Origin of the sequence: Mesorhizobium sp. B2-6-2, assembly GCF_006440615.1 — a bacterium.
In the GTDB taxonomy this organism is placed as follows: domain Bacteria; phylum Pseudomonadota; class Alphaproteobacteria; order Rhizobiales; family Rhizobiaceae; genus Mesorhizobium.
The window spans coordinates 143225-157999 of record NZ_VFUG01000002.1 but is presented as its reverse complement, the minus strand read 5'-3'; the positions used below and the strand labels follow the sequence as shown (position 1 = coordinate 157999).

13 protein-coding genes are annotated in these 14775 nt (G+C 64.8%); 4 read left to right on the top strand and 9 right to left on the bottom strand.

All coding sequences use genetic code 11. The features are described 5' to 3' along the window. The first annotated feature begins 227 nt into the window (after positions 1 to 227). The gene (locus tag FJ419_RS06145) at positions 228 to 1694 is read left to right on the top strand and encodes an MFS transporter (protein ID WP_246679132.1); all 1467 of its coding nucleotides are present in this window, start codon (positions 228 to 230) and stop codon (positions 1692 to 1694) included. A 37-nt stretch (positions 1695 to 1731) separates the two neighbouring features. On the opposite strand, the gene coaBC is transcribed toward FJ419_RS06145, so the two are convergent. The 3 genes from coaBC to ubiE all read right to left on the bottom strand — a co-directional run bounded on the left by coaBC (position 1732) and on the right by ubiE (position 5674). Beyond that, positions 1732 to 3207: a bifunctional phosphopantothenoylcysteine decarboxylase/phosphopantothenate--cysteine ligase CoaBC gene (gene coaBC, locus FJ419_RS06140; protein ID WP_210241648.1), complete on the bottom strand. Its 1476-nt coding sequence runs from the start codon at positions 3205 to 3207 to the stop codon at positions 1732 to 1734. 72 nt (positions 3208 to 3279) lie between these two features. Then, complete coding sequence (gene ubiB / locus FJ419_RS06135; RefSeq protein WP_140688509.1) at positions 3280 to 4854, bottom strand: 2-polyprenylphenol 6-hydroxylase; 1575 nt, start codon at positions 4852 to 4854, stop codon at positions 3280 to 3282. A 43-nt stretch (positions 4855 to 4897) separates the two neighbouring features. Further along, complete coding sequence (gene ubiE, locus FJ419_RS06130) at positions 4898 to 5674, bottom strand: bifunctional demethylmenaquinone methyltransferase/2-methoxy-6-polyprenyl-1,4-benzoquinol methylase UbiE (protein ID WP_140688503.1); 777 nt, start codon at positions 5672 to 5674, stop codon at positions 4898 to 4900. A 168-nt stretch (positions 5675 to 5842) separates the two neighbouring features. Here ubiE and FJ419_RS06125 point away from each other — a divergent pair, with 168 nt between their 5' ends. From FJ419_RS06125 to FJ419_RS06115, 3 genes are all read left to right on the top strand, one after another. Next, positions 5843 to 6817 carry an adenosine deaminase gene (locus FJ419_RS06125; protein WP_140688486.1) on the top strand — a complete coding sequence of 325 codons (975 nt, stop codon included), beginning with the start codon at positions 5843 to 5845 and terminating at the stop codon, positions 6815 to 6817. A 162-nt stretch (positions 6818 to 6979) separates the two neighbouring features. Then, positions 6980 to 7609: a uracil phosphoribosyltransferase gene (gene upp, locus FJ419_RS06120; RefSeq protein ID WP_027165262.1), complete on the top strand. Its 630-nt coding sequence runs from the start codon at positions 6980 to 6982 to the stop codon at positions 7607 to 7609. A gap of 202 nt (positions 7610 to 7811) precedes the next feature. Continuing rightward, positions 7812 to 8378, top strand: coding sequence for a TIGR02281 family clan AA aspartic protease (locus FJ419_RS06115; RefSeq protein WP_140688479.1), 567 nt, complete (start codon positions 7812 to 7814; stop codon positions 8376 to 8378). A 108-nt stretch (positions 8379 to 8486) separates the two neighbouring features. On the opposite strand, the gene deoA is transcribed toward FJ419_RS06115, so the two are convergent. The 6 genes from deoA to FJ419_RS06085 all read right to left on the bottom strand — a co-directional run bounded on the left by deoA (position 8487) and on the right by FJ419_RS06085 (position 14731). Further along, on the bottom strand, positions 8487 to 9803 hold the full coding sequence (gene deoA, locus FJ419_RS06110; RefSeq protein WP_140688477.1) for a thymidine phosphorylase: 1317 nt from the start codon (positions 9801 to 9803) through the stop codon (positions 8487 to 8489). Then, positions 9803 to 10606, bottom strand: a complete 804-nt coding sequence (locus tag FJ419_RS06105; RefSeq protein WP_140688475.1) for a purine-nucleoside phosphorylase — start codon at positions 10604 to 10606, stop codon at positions 9803 to 9805. The genes deoA and FJ419_RS06105 overlap by 1 nt, the downstream gene beginning before the upstream one ends. A gap of 13 nt (positions 10607 to 10619) precedes the next feature. Further along, positions 10620 to 11012, bottom strand: a complete 393-nt coding sequence (cdd, locus tag FJ419_RS06100; RefSeq protein WP_095766692.1) for a cytidine deaminase — start codon at positions 11010 to 11012, stop codon at positions 10620 to 10622. A gap of 77 nt (positions 11013 to 11089) precedes the next feature. Continuing rightward, entirely contained in the window at positions 11090 to 12061 is a 972-nt protein-coding gene (locus FJ419_RS06095) for an ABC transporter permease (protein ID WP_140688472.1), read from the bottom strand. 1 nt (position 12062) lies between these two features. Further along, positions 12063 to 13202 (bottom strand): ABC transporter permease, encoded by a 1140-nt coding sequence (locus tag FJ419_RS06090; protein WP_140688469.1) that lies wholly within the window; start codon positions 13200 to 13202, stop codon positions 12063 to 12065. Further along, positions 13199 to 14731 carry an ABC transporter ATP-binding protein gene (locus FJ419_RS06085; protein ID WP_140632610.1) on the bottom strand — a complete coding sequence of 511 codons (1533 nt, stop codon included), beginning with the start codon at positions 14729 to 14731 and terminating at the stop codon, positions 13199 to 13201. The genes FJ419_RS06090 and FJ419_RS06085 overlap by 4 nt, the downstream gene beginning before the upstream one ends. Positions 14732 to 14775 lie beyond the last annotated feature (44 nt).

Here is a 14775-nt window from a genome sequence, read left to right as displayed (position 1 = left end):
GCCTTCGGCTTTCTAAATTCATCGCGCCGCACTCGGCCCGGAACATCTGTTCCGGGCCGAGTGCTTTGGAAAGCCGGATCCCTTCGGCGCCAATGGTGGCTTGCCTCGAAATCCGCGAAAAAGTCTCTTGAGCTCAACTGCGCTTGAGGTTCTACAAGCCTGCCGAACTGGATCTTGCCCCTCGTTCGCAACGCGGATGAAGTGCGCAAAATAAGCAGGAGATCGGCGTGACGGCAGCGAGCGGCAACAAGGTGGCCAGCAACAGGGTGGCCAGCAACAGGGTGGATTGGCGGGCATTGTGGGCAAGCGGCGACCTGGCGCGCTTCTGCTTCGTCAGCCTCGGCATCCTGCTGCATGCCACCAACGAGACAATGGTGGCGACGGTGATGCCCGCCATGGTCGGCGAACTCGCGGGCGTGCAGCTGGTCGGCTGGTCGCTGGCGATCTATGAGCTCGGCGCGATCGTCGCCGGCGCCGCAGCCGGCCGGCTGGTCAGTTATGTCGCCCTGCGCTCCAACATGATGGTCGCGGCCCTGCTCTATGCGACCGGCGCGTTGATCTGCGCCGCGGCGCCATCCATGCCGTTGTTCCTCATCGGGCGTCTGGTCGAAGGGCTTGGCGGCGGCGCACTCGTATCGCTGGCTTTCGTTTCGGTCGAGCGCCTGTTTCCACGCAACATCTGGCCGCAGCTCTTCGGCATCATGTCCGCGATCTGGGGCGTCGCCGCCTTCAGCGGCCCGATGCTTGGCGCTCTCATGACCGAGTTCCTGTCGTGGCGCTGGGCTTTCGGCGTCTTCACCTTCGGCGGCGCAGCGATGGCGCTGGCAAGCTTCGTCGTGCTCGACAAGCCCGAAGCGAGGAAGCCGCAGGCGAGCGGCGGCAAGGCACCGCCCTTCCCCTATCCCGCGCTTGCCTGTCTCGCCCTCAGCGTCGTGCTGATCGCCGCCGCCGGCATCGATATCGCCCTGCTGCGCTCGTCGCTGCTCCTCTTCCTCGGCCTGGCCGGCCTGGCGCTTTTCTTCCGCGTGGATGCGCTTAGACCGCAATCCCGGCTCTTCCCGTCGCCTCTGTTTTCATGGCGCTCCCCGCTTGGCAGCGGCATGACGATGGTTGCGGCTTTCTCCGTGGCGACCTGCACCTTCACCATTTACGGGCCGCTGCTTCTGACCACGCTGCACGGCATTCCGATCCTGACCACCGGCTACATCATCGCCGCAGAATCGATCGCCTGGTCGATCCTGTCTATCCTCATCGCCAATGCGCCGCTGGAGCGCGAGAGACTGATAATCCTCGTCGGCGCGCTGATGATCGCCTCCGGCCTTGCCGGTTTCGCCTACACAATCCCGGCGGGCTCGATCCCGCTGATCCTGCTCTGCGCCCTTTTGCAGGGCGGCGGCTTCGGCGTTTGCTGGCCCTTCCTCACGCGCGTCATCGTCGCCTCGGCCCGCGACGGCGAGCAGACCATCGCCTCGGCCGCCGTGCCGACCATGCAGCGCATCGGCTATGCGGTAGGCGCAGCGCTCGCCGGCATCGTCGCCAATGCCAGCGGCTTCTCGGAAGGCCTGAACCGTGAAGCGGCCGCAGGCGTCGCCGGCTGGCTGTTTCTGGCCTTCGTGCCACTCGGCGTGTTCGGCTGCCTGGCGGCGCTGAGAATCTTTTCGACGGCGAACCGGCCGCGACTTGCGGCGGGTTGACGCCGACGACGGCAACGACCGAAACGCGGGCTTGCCCTCAGACGACGACAGCCTGCTGCAGCCGCTCGGCAATCAGCGCGGCGAGCCGCGCCGCCACTTCGTCCTTGCCCATTTCTGGCCATTCCTCGACGCCGGTCCTGGAGACGATGCGCACCTTGTTGCGGTCGCCGCCCATCACGCCGGACGGACCGATGCCGCTTGCTTGCGAGACGTCGTTGGCAACGATGAAGTCCGCGCCCTTTTTCTTGAGCTTCGCCTCGGCATTGGCGATGAGGTCCTGCGTCTCGGCGGCGAAGCCGACGACGAGGCCCGGCCGCTGCGCATGATGGCCGATGCCCGCGAGGATGTCGGGGTTCTCGACCATCTGCAGCGAAGGCGGTCCCTTGCCCGCCACCTTCTTGATCTTCTCCCCGGCGGCGTTCACCGTGCGCCAGTCGGCGACGGCGGCAACGAACACGGCGGCATCCGCCGGCAGCAGGCTCTCGACCGCTTCCTTCATCTGGCCGGCTGTCTCGACATGGGTGGTCGCGACACCGGCCGGATCGGCGACGGTGACCGGGCCGGAGACAAGCCTGACATCGGCGCCGAGCTTCGCCAGCGCGGCCGCGATGGCATGGCCCTGCTTGCCCGAGGAGCGGTTGGCGATGTAGCGCACCGGATCGATCGGCTCATGCGTCGGGCCGGAGGTGACGATGACCCGGCGCCCGGCAAGCGGCTTCGGCTTCTCGTCGAGCATCGCCTCGATCGCGGCGACGATCTCCAGCGGCTCGGCCATGCGGCCTTCGCCCGCTTCATTGCTCTCGGCCATCTCGCCCTTGGCGGGGCCGGCAAAGGCGACGCCGTCCTTCTGCAAGGTGGCCCGATTGCGCCGCGTTGCCGGATGCCCCCACATCTTCGGGTTCATCGCCGGCGCCATCAGCACCTTCTTGTCGGTGGCCAAAAGCACCGTCGAGGCAAGGTCGTTGGCATGACCGTTGGCGAGCTTCGCCATCAAGTCCGCGGTTGCCGGCGCGACGACCAGCAGGTCGGCCTCGCGCGACAGCCTGATATGGCCGACATCGTGCTCGTCCTTGCGGTCGAACAGCTCGGTGAAGACATGGTCGGCCGAAAGCGCGCCGACCGACAGCATGGTGACGAATTCCTGCGCGGCCGACGTCATCACCACCCGCACCGAAGCGCCGCGTTCGCGCAACCGCCGGATCAGGTCGAGCGCCTTGTAGGCGGCGATGCCGCCGCCGATGATGAGCAGGATGCGCTTGCCGGAGAGAGAACCTCGCGAAACTGATTTGGCGGATGCAGCGACAACCGGCGCTGCCTGCTCCTTTGAGCCTATCAGCGCACGCAGCCTTTCTTCGATCTGACCGATGCGGTCGGCCTGCCCTGCCCGGCCTTCGACCGCGGCGCGTATCATCGCCCGCGCCTGCTCCTCCATCGAGCAGCCATTCTCGGCCGCGAGTTGCCTGAGCAGGTCCTTGACCTCGTCATCCAGGTTGCGGATCGTGATGCTGGCCATGTGATTGCACTCACTTCAGGTAGCGCTTGCAATGATAGCAATGCAATCAATTGGCGACAAGCCGCATGGCGGTCAGAGCAATTTCCACGCAATGTAGACCAATGTCAGCGCGATCACCCACAGCGCCACGCGGCCGGAACGGGTATGGCGCGCTTCGGCTTTGCCGATCGCGCGCGCGGTTGCTTGGTCGAAGCGCAGACCTTTCTCGGCCATCAGGTCGATCTCGCGCGACAGCCGGTCAGTGCGGGCGGCGAGGTCCGGTGCCTGGCGCGCGAGCGTCAGCAGCGCCTTGGCGCCGTCGCGCGCGTCGGTGAGCATGCCGCGCGGGCCGAGGTTGCCCGCGATCCAGTCGCTGACCACAGGCTCGGACGTCTTCCACATGTTGAAGGCCGGATCGAGCGTGCGGGCGACGCCTTCGACCACCACCATGGTCTTCTGCAAAAGCACCAGCTCGGTCCGCGTCGCCATATCGAACAGCTCCGTGACTTCGAACAGCAGCGTCAACAGCTTCGCCATCGAGATGGTCTCGGCCGACTGGCCGTGGATCGGCTCGCCGATGGCGCGGATCGCCTGCGCGAAGGCCGAGACATTGTGTTGGCGCGGCACGTAGCCCGCCTCGAAATGCACCTCGGCGACGCGCTGATAGTCGCGCACAATGAAGCCGTAGAGGATCTCTGCCAGGAAGCGGCGCTCCTTCCTGCCGAGCCGGCCGGCAATGCCGAGATCGACCGCGACGATTGTGCCGTTCGGCTCGACGAACAGATTTCCAGGATGCATGTCGGCATGGAAGAAGCCATCGCGCAACGTGTGCCGCAGGAACGATTGGACCAGATTGGCGGCGATCGCCTTGAGGTCGTGGCCGGCGTCGGCGAGGCCGGCGAGATCGTTCATCTTGATGCCGTCGATCCACTCCATGGTGAGCACGTCGCGGCCGGTCCGCTCCCAGTCGACCGCCGGCACGCGAAAACCCGGGTCGTCCTTGGTGTTTTCGCCGAGTTCGGAAAGCGCGGCTGCCTCGAGCCTCAGGTCCATCTCGATTTTGGTGGTCTGCGCCAGTGTCTGGGTCACCTCGACCGGACGCAGCCGGCGCGACGAGGGGATGTATCTCTCCTGCAGGTGGGCGGCGAGGAAATAGCTTTCGAGATCCTGGAAGAAGCGGCGCCGCACGCCGGGCCGGATCACCTTCACCGCCACGCGCGACGTCGTTCCATCACGTGCCACGTCGGCGCCGTGCACCTGCGCGATAGAGGCCGCCGCCACCGGTTCGCCGAAGCTCGAATAGAGATCGTCGATCCTGCGCCCGAGCGAGGCTTCAATCGCATGGACCGCCTCCGCTTTCGGGAAGGTATGCATCTTGTCCTGCAAGAGTGCGAGGTCCAGCGCCATGTCGTTGCCGACGACATCCGGGCGGGTTGCCAGGAACTGGCCGAGCTTGACGTAGGAAGGTCCGAGCCGCACCACCGCCCGCGCCAGCCTGTCGCCCCGCTGATAGCTCAGCGCCCGGCGGCGGGTGAAAAGCCGCGCCACGCGCCAGCCGAATTTCGGCATGCCGGAGAGCTCTTCGCCCGGCAACGCCGCGACGACGCCCTCGCGGACCAGCACCCAGCCGGCCCTGGCGAGCCTGAAGGCTGCGCCGACGCTGGTCATAGCCCTGCCTGTTTCAAAGGCGCCTGCTGCAAGGGGCCGCGCCTCAAAGCTTCCAGCCGGAATGAAGGGCGGCGATGCCGCCCGAATAGTTGCGGAAGGTGACGCGGTCGAAGCCGGCGCGAGTGATCATCGCTACGAAATTCTGCTGGTTGGGGAACTTGCGGATCGATTCGACGAGATAGGAATAGGGCTCGCCATCGCCGGTCACCGCCTTGCCGATTTTGGGGATGGCGTTGAACGACCAAGCGTCATAGACCTTGTCGAGCAGCGGCATATCGACCTCGGAGAATTCGAGGCAGAGCAACCGTCCGCCCCGCTTCAGCACCCGATAGGCTTCGTCGAGAGCGACCTCGATGCGCGGCACGTTGCGAATGCCGAACGCGATCGTATAGGCATCGAAGGTGTCGTCCTCGAAAGGCAATTCCTCGGCATTGGCCTCGACGAAGTCGGTGTTCGCGGCAAGCCCCAGCTTTTCGGCGCGGTCGCGGCCGACGGTCAGCATCGAGCCGTTGATGTCGAGCACCGTGGCATGGGCCTGGCGCTGGCTGGCCTCCACGATGCGGAAGGCGACATCGCCGGTGCCGCCGGCAACGTCGAGCACCTTCCAGCCCACCTTTTTAGGAGGGTTCAGCCAAGCGACCATCGCGTCCTTCCACAACCGATGCAACCCGGCCGACATCAGATCGTTCATCAGGTCGTATCGATTGGCCACCTTATGGAAGACGTCGTTGACCAGGGGCTGCTTCTCGCCTTCCCCGACCTTCCTGAAACCATAGGAGGTTTCCATGCCGCCCGCGGCCGTGGTTCTCTCAACTGACATTATTTTGATCCGCCATAAAACCGGCGGGACCATAGCCGATCGATGGTGCCGACGCTATTGTCCAAGGCGCGGTTTTCGGCCGCGCCTTCAAAACCCGGCAGGGAAAGGCCACGCATGATTTTCCGGCCAGAATCTGCGCGAGAGCAGCATATCGGACGGGATGACCGCATGATTTTGAAGGCCGAACTGCACTGCCACATCGAAGGGGCGGCGGCGCCCGAGCTCGTCGTCGCCCAAGCCCGCAAATACGGCAAGGACCCTTCGCCCTACATTCAGGACGGCTCATTCGTCTGGCAGGACTTCACCTCGTTTCTCGCGGCTTACGACTTCGCTTCCGACCTGTTTCGCACGGAGGAGGACTATGCCCGCCTCGCCGACTACTATCTGACCAGCCTCGCCCGCGACGGCGCCATCTATTCCGAGATCTTCACCTCCCCGGACCATGCCAAAAAGGCCGGCCTGTCGCCAAAAGCCTATACGGATGCGCTGGGCGAAGGCATGACCCGCGCCAAGGCCAAGACCGGTATCGAGGGCCGCATGATCGTCACCGGCGTGCGCCATGTCGGGGTCGAGGCGATCGAGCAGGCGGCGCGCTTCGCGGCGCGCTGCGGCCATCCGCTGGTGACCGGTTTCGGCGTCGCCGGCGACGAGCGCATCGGCGATTTCGAGGACTATGTGCGCGCCGTCGAGATCGCGCGCGAAGCGGGCCTCGGCATCACCATCCATGCCGGCGAGCTGGTGGGCTGGGAAAGTGTGGCGGCGGCGCTCGACCACATCCGCCCCTCCCGCATCGGTCACGGTGTTCGAGCCATCGAGAATCCGGACCTGGTCCGCCGCATCGCCGCCGAAGGCGTGGTGCTGGAATGCTGCCCGGGCTCCAACATCGCGCTGAAAGTGTTCGACAGCTTCGCCGACCATCCCTTTCCGGCGCTGCGCGCAGCCGGCTGCAAGGTGACGCTCAACTCCGACGACCCGCCCTACTTCTGGACCTCGCTGAAGCGCGAATACGATATCGCCGCCGAGCATTTCGCCTTGAACGACAAGGTGCTCGCCGGGATCACCAGAACGGCCGTCGAAGCGGCCTTCGTGGACAAGAAGACCAAGGCGATGCTGATAAGCCGGTTGGACGTGAAGGTACGGTGAGTGAGTAGGGGAGTAGTCGGTAGTCAGTAGTTATGGATTTGGCCGAGCGCGCATAGAGCGGTTGAAGGCAGGAGCTTTCCCCAGGGCGAGGACTCGCAAATCGGCTCACTATTCACTACTCACTACTGACTAACACCCACTGCGAACCAGTCGGAGCACATCATGCAGGGCGTCACCGTCGTCGACCACCCCCTCGTCCAGCACAAGCTGACCATCATGCGCAAGAAGGAGACCTCGACGGCCGGCTTCCGGCGGCTGCTGCGCGAGATTTCGCTGCTGCTCGGCTATGAGGTGACCCGCAATCTCGAACTGACCACGACCATGATCGAGACGCCGATCGAGGAGATGGAGGCGCCGACGCTGGAAGGCAAGAAGCTGGTCTTTGCCTCGGTGCTGCGCGCCGGCAATGGCCTGCTCGAGGGCCTGCTCGACCTGGTGCCGGCAGCACGCGTCGCCCATATCGGCCTCTACCGCGACCACGAGACGCTTGAAGCGGTCGAGTATTTCTTCAAGGCGCCGAGCGATCTTGCCGACCGCCTGGTGATCGTCGTCGATCCGATGCTGGCGACCGCGAATTCCGCGATCGCCGCGATCGACAAGCTTAAGGGGCGCGGCGCCACCAACATCCGCTTCCTCTGCCTGCTCGCCGCCCCCGAAGGCATCGAGCGCTTCACCAAGGCGCATCCGGACGTGCCGATCTTCACCGCCTCGATCGACCGGCAGCTGAACGACAAGGGCTACATCATGCCCGGCCTCGGCGACGCCGGCGACCGCATGTACGGCACAAAGTGAGCGCCGTTCTTAACTGGCCGTTTACGCAAGCTTGCGGTTCCCGCACGCGTTAAAGTCGTACACACCATGTCGGGCTTAAGGATGCTGCTTCGCGAGCAATTCCAGGAAAAGTGTGAAGCGGTTTTCGTTCGGAATTGCTCCAAAACAAGGGATAGAGCGGGTCGACGTTTCCTTGAAACGGTGAAACGCTCCAGGGGCATCAATGCTGCGCAAGATTCTCATCCTCGGCATCTTTGCCGGAACCTCAGCTTCTATTCCGATCGTCTATCAGGCTAACCCGCATCTGATGGACGGCTTGCTGAAATCGACCGTCGCCCCGCAGCCGGCTGCGCCGGAGGCAGAACCGCAGGTCAATCTCGCCTCGGTTCCGGACAAGCCGGCGACGCCGGTGCCGCTCGGCCGTCAGGTGCTGGTCAATGCCGATGGGCGCGGCCACTTCACGTCGCAGTTCAAGCTCAATGGCCGCCAGATCGACGGCATGATCGACACCGGCGCGACGCTGGTCGCCATCAACACCTCGACGGCGCGCAGGATCGGCATCTCGCTCAATCCGTCCGACTTCAATCGACCGGTGAACACCGCCAACGGCGCGATCAAGGCCGCCGTGGTGACGGTCGACCGCCTGCAGATCGGCAAGATCTCGGTCGATAACATCCAGGCGATGGTGCTCGACGACAGGGCGTTGCAGACCAACCTGATCGGCATGAGCTTCCTGCAGCGGTTGCAGAAATACCAGGTCCAGGACGGCTCGCTGCTGCTCGTGCAGTAAGTCCGATGTAAACAGTTCCAGGAAAAGTGCGCAGCGGTTTTCCGTCCGGAATTGCGTCAGCCACAAAAAATAGAGCAGTTCACCGTTTCCGCGAAACGATGAACTGCTCTAGCGCGGCAGTATCCGCCTGAGCACGGTCTTTTCGGCGGGCGGTTTGGAACCGCCGATCGTATAAGCAGCTCGCACGGCCGCCGCCGCCGCCTCGGCCTCCGCATTGGTACGGGCATGCACCAGCGCCAGTGCCTCGCCCGGGCGCAGCTCGGCGCCGACCGGCAACAGCCGGGTCAGACCGACGGCATGATCGATCTTGTCGTCCGGACGGCTACGGCCGCCGCCGAGCGTGACGACGGCAAGCCCGATATCGCGCGTGGCGATGCCGGTCACGAACCCATCCTGTTCCGCCTTCACGGCCAGTTCGACGGGCGCAGTCGGCAAATATTTTTCCGCGTTCTCGATGAAATCGGCGGGACCGCCAAGCGCGGACACCATTCGCGCGAAGACGGCCGCCGCACGGCCTCCGGCAAGCGCTTCGGTGGCGCGCCTGATGCCGTCCTGGTTGGACGAGACGAGCCCCGCCGACTGCAGCATCTCGGCCGCCAGCGCCAGCGTCACATCCTCCAGCCGCCGGTCGCGATATCGCCCGGTGAGGAAATCGACGGCATTCTTCACCTCGACCGCGTTGCCGGCGGCCGAGGCCAGCGGCTCGTTCATGCCGGTCACCAGCGCTGAGGCGCTCAAGCCGGCGCCATTGGCGACCTCGACCAGGCTGTTCGCCAGGGCGACAGCATCGCGCGACTTCTCCATGAAGGCGCCGTTGCCGACCTTGACGTCGAGCACCAGCGAGCCCAAGCCCGCGGCAAGCTTCTTCGACAGGATCGAGGCGGTGATCAGCGGGACCGATTCGACCGTCCCGGTCACGTCGCGGATCGCATAGAGCCTGCGGTCGGCCGGCGCGAGATCGGCGGTCTGGCCGATGATGGCGCAACCGGTCTCGAGCACCGTCTTGCGGAAAAGCGCCACGTCGGGCTGGCTGGCATAGCCGGGGATGGCATCCATCTTGTCCAGCGTGCCGCCGGTGTGGCCGAGACCGCGGCCCGAGATCATCGGCACACAGGCGCCGCAGGCCGCGACGATCGGCGCCAGCATCAGCGAGACATTGTCGCCGACGCCGCCCGTGGAATGCTTGTCGGTGACCGGGCCCGGCAGGTCGGACCAGTCGAGCACATCGCCGGAATCGCGCATCGCGATCGTCAGCGCCACCGCTTCCTCGCGGCTCATGCCGTTGAGGAACACGGCCATCGCGAAAGCGCCGACCTGGCCCTCGGAGATTGTGCCGGTTGTCAGCCCCGCGACGAAGGCCGCGATCTCGTCGGCCGAGAGTTTGTGGCCGTCGCGCTTGCGGCGGATGATCTCCTGCGGCAGCATCAATCGGGCAAGCCGTCCTGGAAGACGTGCCGCAGGATCGTCGCCAGCCGCGCGCCGCCGATGGGCGCCATATCCTTGGTTTCCTGGTGCGAGAGCTCCGCTCCGGTCATGCCGGCCGCCAGGTTGGTGATGACCGAGCAGGCGGCGACCTTGAGCCCGAGGAAGCGGGCGAGGATGACTTCCGGCACGGTCGACATGCCGACCGCCGTCGCCCCCATGACGCGGGCCATGCGGATCTCGGCCGGCGTCTCGAAGCATGGTCCGGAAAACCACATATAGACGCCTTGATGCAGCGCAGTTCCCGTTGCCTTCGCCGCTTTCTCGATCGCGCCGCGCAAGCCGGCGTCATAGACCTCGGTGAGGCCGACGAAGCGGCGGTCGCTCGGCTCGCCGATCAGCGGGTTGGAGCCGGAGAAATTGATGTGGTCGGTGATCAGCATCACCGACCCGGGCCCCATTTCAGGATCGACGGAGCCGGCGGCATTGGTGAGGATCAAATGCGAGATGCCGATGCCGGCAAGCACCTCCAGCGCCGGCCGCATCGCCGCGGCATTGCCATGCTCGTAATAATGCGCGCGCCCGGACAGCATCAGCACCGGCGTGCCGGCGAAATGCCCGGCAACCACCTCGCCGGCATGGCCGGAAACACCGCTGCGCGGGAAACCCGGCAGTTCGGCATAGGAGATGCGCCTGGCATCCTTGACCTGGTCGACCAGCCCGCCCAGGCCCGAGCCCAGCACGAGCGCCGCGGTCGGCGCCAGTCCGTCCAGCTTCTCGACCAGATGATCCAGCGCTTCCTTCATTTCAACCCGCTCTTCATTTCAAGATGTCGCCCCTGAAGCCGTAGGGCAGCATGTCGCCCATGGTCACCGTCTCGGCCACGCCCGCGTTGTCGCAGAGATAAAGCTTCGTGTCCGGCCGGCAGAATTCAGCCAGCCGCTGCCGGCAGCCGCCGCATGGCGAGCATTTGGCCATGCGTTCTGCGATCACCGCGATCTCCACGATCCTGCCGCCGCCGCCCATGATGTAATGGCCGAGCGCCGTCGTCTCGGCGCACCAGCCTTCCGGATAGGACGCCACCTCGATATTGGCGCCGGTGAAGACGCGCCCGTCCTCGGTGCGCAGCGCTGCCCCCACAGGGAACTTCGAATAGGGCGCATAGGCCTTTGCCATCGCCGTCTTCGCCGCCTCGAAAAGATCATGCGACATCCGGTTCTTCTCTCCCACGATCTTGTTCAAATACCGGTAGCCGCCGCACGAAAATCCCGCCCCGGCATTCTCCGACCTCAGCGTTCCTTCACATAGGGCACGCCGCCGGCACGCGGCGGGATGGCCTTGCCGATGAAGCCGGCGAGCAGAATGACGGTCAGCACATAGGGCAGCGCCTGCATGAATTGCACCGGCACCTTGCCGATGATCGGCAGCGGCGAGCCCTGCAGGCGGATCGCCGCTGCATCGAGGAAACCGAACAACAGGCAGGCGAACATGGCGTTGACCGGCTTCCATTTGGCGAAGATGAGCGCTGCCAGCGCGATATAGCCCTTGCCCGCGGTCATGTCCTTCACGAAGCCGCCATTCTGCACCATGGAAAGATACGCGCCGGCAACGCCCGTGAGGACGCCGGTGCAGATCAGCGCGCGGTAGCGCAGCCAGGCGACCGAGATGCCGGCGGTGTCGACCGCTGCCGGATTTTCGCCCACGGCGCGCATCCTGAGCCCGAAGCGGGTACGAAACAGCACCCACCAGGTGAACGGCACCATGGCGAAGGCGAAATAGACCAGGATCGAATGGCCGGAGATCAGCTCGGCATAGATCGGGCCGATGATCGGCACGTCCTTGATCGCCTCGGCGCCGGGCCAGATGATCGCCTCGAAGCGTTCGGCCGGCTGCAGGGCCGGCGTGCGTCCGCCCTGTTGGAACCACGCCTGGCCGAGGATGATGGTCGATCCGGCAGCGATGAAATTGATCGCCACGCCGGACACGATCTGGTTGCCGCGATGCGTGATCGAGGCGAAGCCGTGCACCAGGGCGAAAGCGACCGAGATCAGCACGGCCGTGCCGAGGCCGATCAGCGCCGAATGGAAGACGGCGGCGGCCGAAGCGCCGGCAAAGGCGCCGACCAGCATCTTGCCTTCTAGGCCGATGTCGAAGATGCCGGCCCGTTCCGAATAAAGACCCGCCAGGCAAGCGAGCAGCAGCGGCACCGAAAGGCGGATGGTCGAATCCAGCACCTGGATGATTGCGTTGAACATATCCATCTCAGGCCCCCTTGCCGTTCACTGCCTGCATGCCGACCGATTTCGGACTGACCGAGGCGAACAGCGCCTGGATGTAGGGCCTGAACATGTGTTCGAGCGCGCCGGCGAACAGGATGACCAGCCCCTGGATGATGACGATCATGTCGCGGCTGATCGCCGGCATCTCGAAGGCAAGCTCCGCGCCGCCCTGGTAGAGCATGCCGAACAGGATCGCCGCCAGGACGATGCCGACCGGATGCAGCCTGCCCATCAACGCGACCGCGATGCCGACATAGCCGGCGCCGGACACGAAATCGATCGCGACATTGTGTTGGTCGCCCATCACCGGGTTGAGCGCCATCATGCCGGCCAGCGCACCCGAGATCATCATCGCGGTGATGATGATGCGGGTTTCCGAAATGCCGGCATAGCGCGCCGCCTTCGGGCTGTGGCCATAGGTGCGCATTTCGTAGCCGAGCCTGGTGCGCCAGATCAAAAGCCAGACCAGGAAGGCCATGACCAGCGCCAGCAGGAAGCAGATGTTGAGCGGCGCCGAGCGGATCTTGGCGCCGAACAACTCGATGATCCAGTTGAGCTTCGGCAGCTCGGCGCCGGCGAGGAAATTGCGCGTCTGCGGCGCCTGCGAGCCGGCCGGCTTCAGCGCACCGACCAAGAGATAGACCATCACCGAGGCGGCGATGAAGTTGAACATGATGGTGGTGATGACGATGTGCGAGCCGCGCTTGGCCTGCAGATAGGCCGGGATCAGCCCCCACAGCGCGCCGAACGCCGCCGCGGCGACGATCGCGATCGGAAAGATCGCCCACCAGGGCAGCACGCTGTCGAGGCTCAGGCAAACGAGCGCGATGCCCAGGCCGCCTATATAGGCCTGGCCCTCGGTGCCGATGTTGAACAGGCTGCAATGCGCCGCCACCGCCACCGACAGCCCGGTGAAGATGAAGGTCGTGGCGTAGAAGAGCGTGAACGCGATGCCCGTGCCCTTGCCGAAGGCGCCCTCCACCAGGATGACGGCGGCACGGAACGGGTTTTCGCCGACCAGCATGACGACGAAGCCGGCGACGATGAAGGCAACCGACAGATTGATCAGCGGGATCAATCCATAGTCGGCCCAGGCCGGCAGCTTGGTGTAAGGCGTGCTCATTCGGCGGCCTCCTGGTGCTCGACGCCGGCCATCAGCAGCCCGAGCTCGCCTTCGGTCGCGTCCGGGCCGCGCTCGCCGACGACACGGCCGGCAAACATCACCAGGATGCGGTCGGACAGCGAGCGGATCTCGTCGAGCTCGACCGATACCACCAGCACGGCCTTGCCCTGGTCGCGCATGGCGATCAGCCGCTTGTGAATGAATTCGATGGCGCCGACGTCGACGCCGCGCGTCGGCTGCCCAACGATCAGCACGCCGGGATCTTGTTCCATCTCCCTGGCCAGCACGATCTTCTGCTGGTTGCCGCCGGAGAAGTTCGCCGTCTTCAGCCGCGGATTGCCGGGGCGGATGTCGTATTTCTCGATCTTGTCCTTCGCGTCGGCCATGATGGCATCGACGTCGAGGAACGGCCCCTTCAGGTAGCGCTCGTCGTCGTGATAGCCGAGGATCGAATTCTCGTTTTCCTCGAAGGCGAGCACCAGCCCGACATGATGGCGATCCTCGGGCACGTGGGCAAGCCCACGGTCGCGCAATTCGCCGGGATCAGCCTTGCCGGTGAGATCGATCGGCTTGCCTTCGAGCATGACCTCGCCGGAAACCGCATGCCTGATTCCGGAGATCGCTTCGAGCAGTTCGGACTGGCCGTTGCCGGCAACGCCGGCGATGCCGACGATCTCGCCGCCGCGCACGTCGAAGGAGACATTGTCGACCATGGTGACGCCGCGCGAATCCTTGACCGTCAGGTTCTTGACCGAGAGTTTTATCGCGCCGGCTTCCGACTGGCCCTTCTCGACCCGCAGAAGCACGCGCCTGCCGACCATCAGCTCGGCCAATTCGCCGACCGTGGTTTCCTTGGTCACCCGGGTTGCCACCATCGTACCTTGGCGCATCACCGAGACCGTGTCGGTGATCGCCATGATCTCGCGCAGCTTGTGCGTGATGAGCACGATCGTTTTGCCCTGCTCCTTCAATTGCTTGAGGATGCGGAAAAGGTGGTCGGCCTCGGCCGGCGTCAACACCCCCGTCGGCTCGTCGAGGATCAGGATCTCGGCGCCGCGATAGAGCGCCTTGAGGATTTCGACGCGCTGCTGCAGGCCGACCGGCAGCTCTTCGATGACGGCATCGGGATCGACCTCGAGGCCGTACTCGCGCTCCAGCCGGTCCAGTTCCGAGCGTGCCTTGGCGATGCTGCTCTTCAACAACACATCGTTTTCGGCGCCGAGGATGATGTTTTCCAACACCGTGAAATTGTCGACCAGCATGAAGTGCTGGTGCACCATGCCGATGCCGAGTGCGATGGCATCGTTTGAGGTGTTGATCGACACCGGCTTGCCGCCGACGTGGATCTCGCCGCTGTCGGCCTGATAGAAACCATAAAGGATCGACATCAGCGTCGACTTGCCGGCGCCGTTCTCGCCGACGATGCCGTGGATGGTGCCGCGCGCCACTTCCAGGTTGATGTCGCGGTTGGCGCGCACTGCGCCAAAGCTCTTGTTGATGCCTATGAGCTCGATTGCGGCTTGCGCCATGCAGCCTGTTCCCACTGTTATTTTTTATCGCTTGGTCAAAAGGC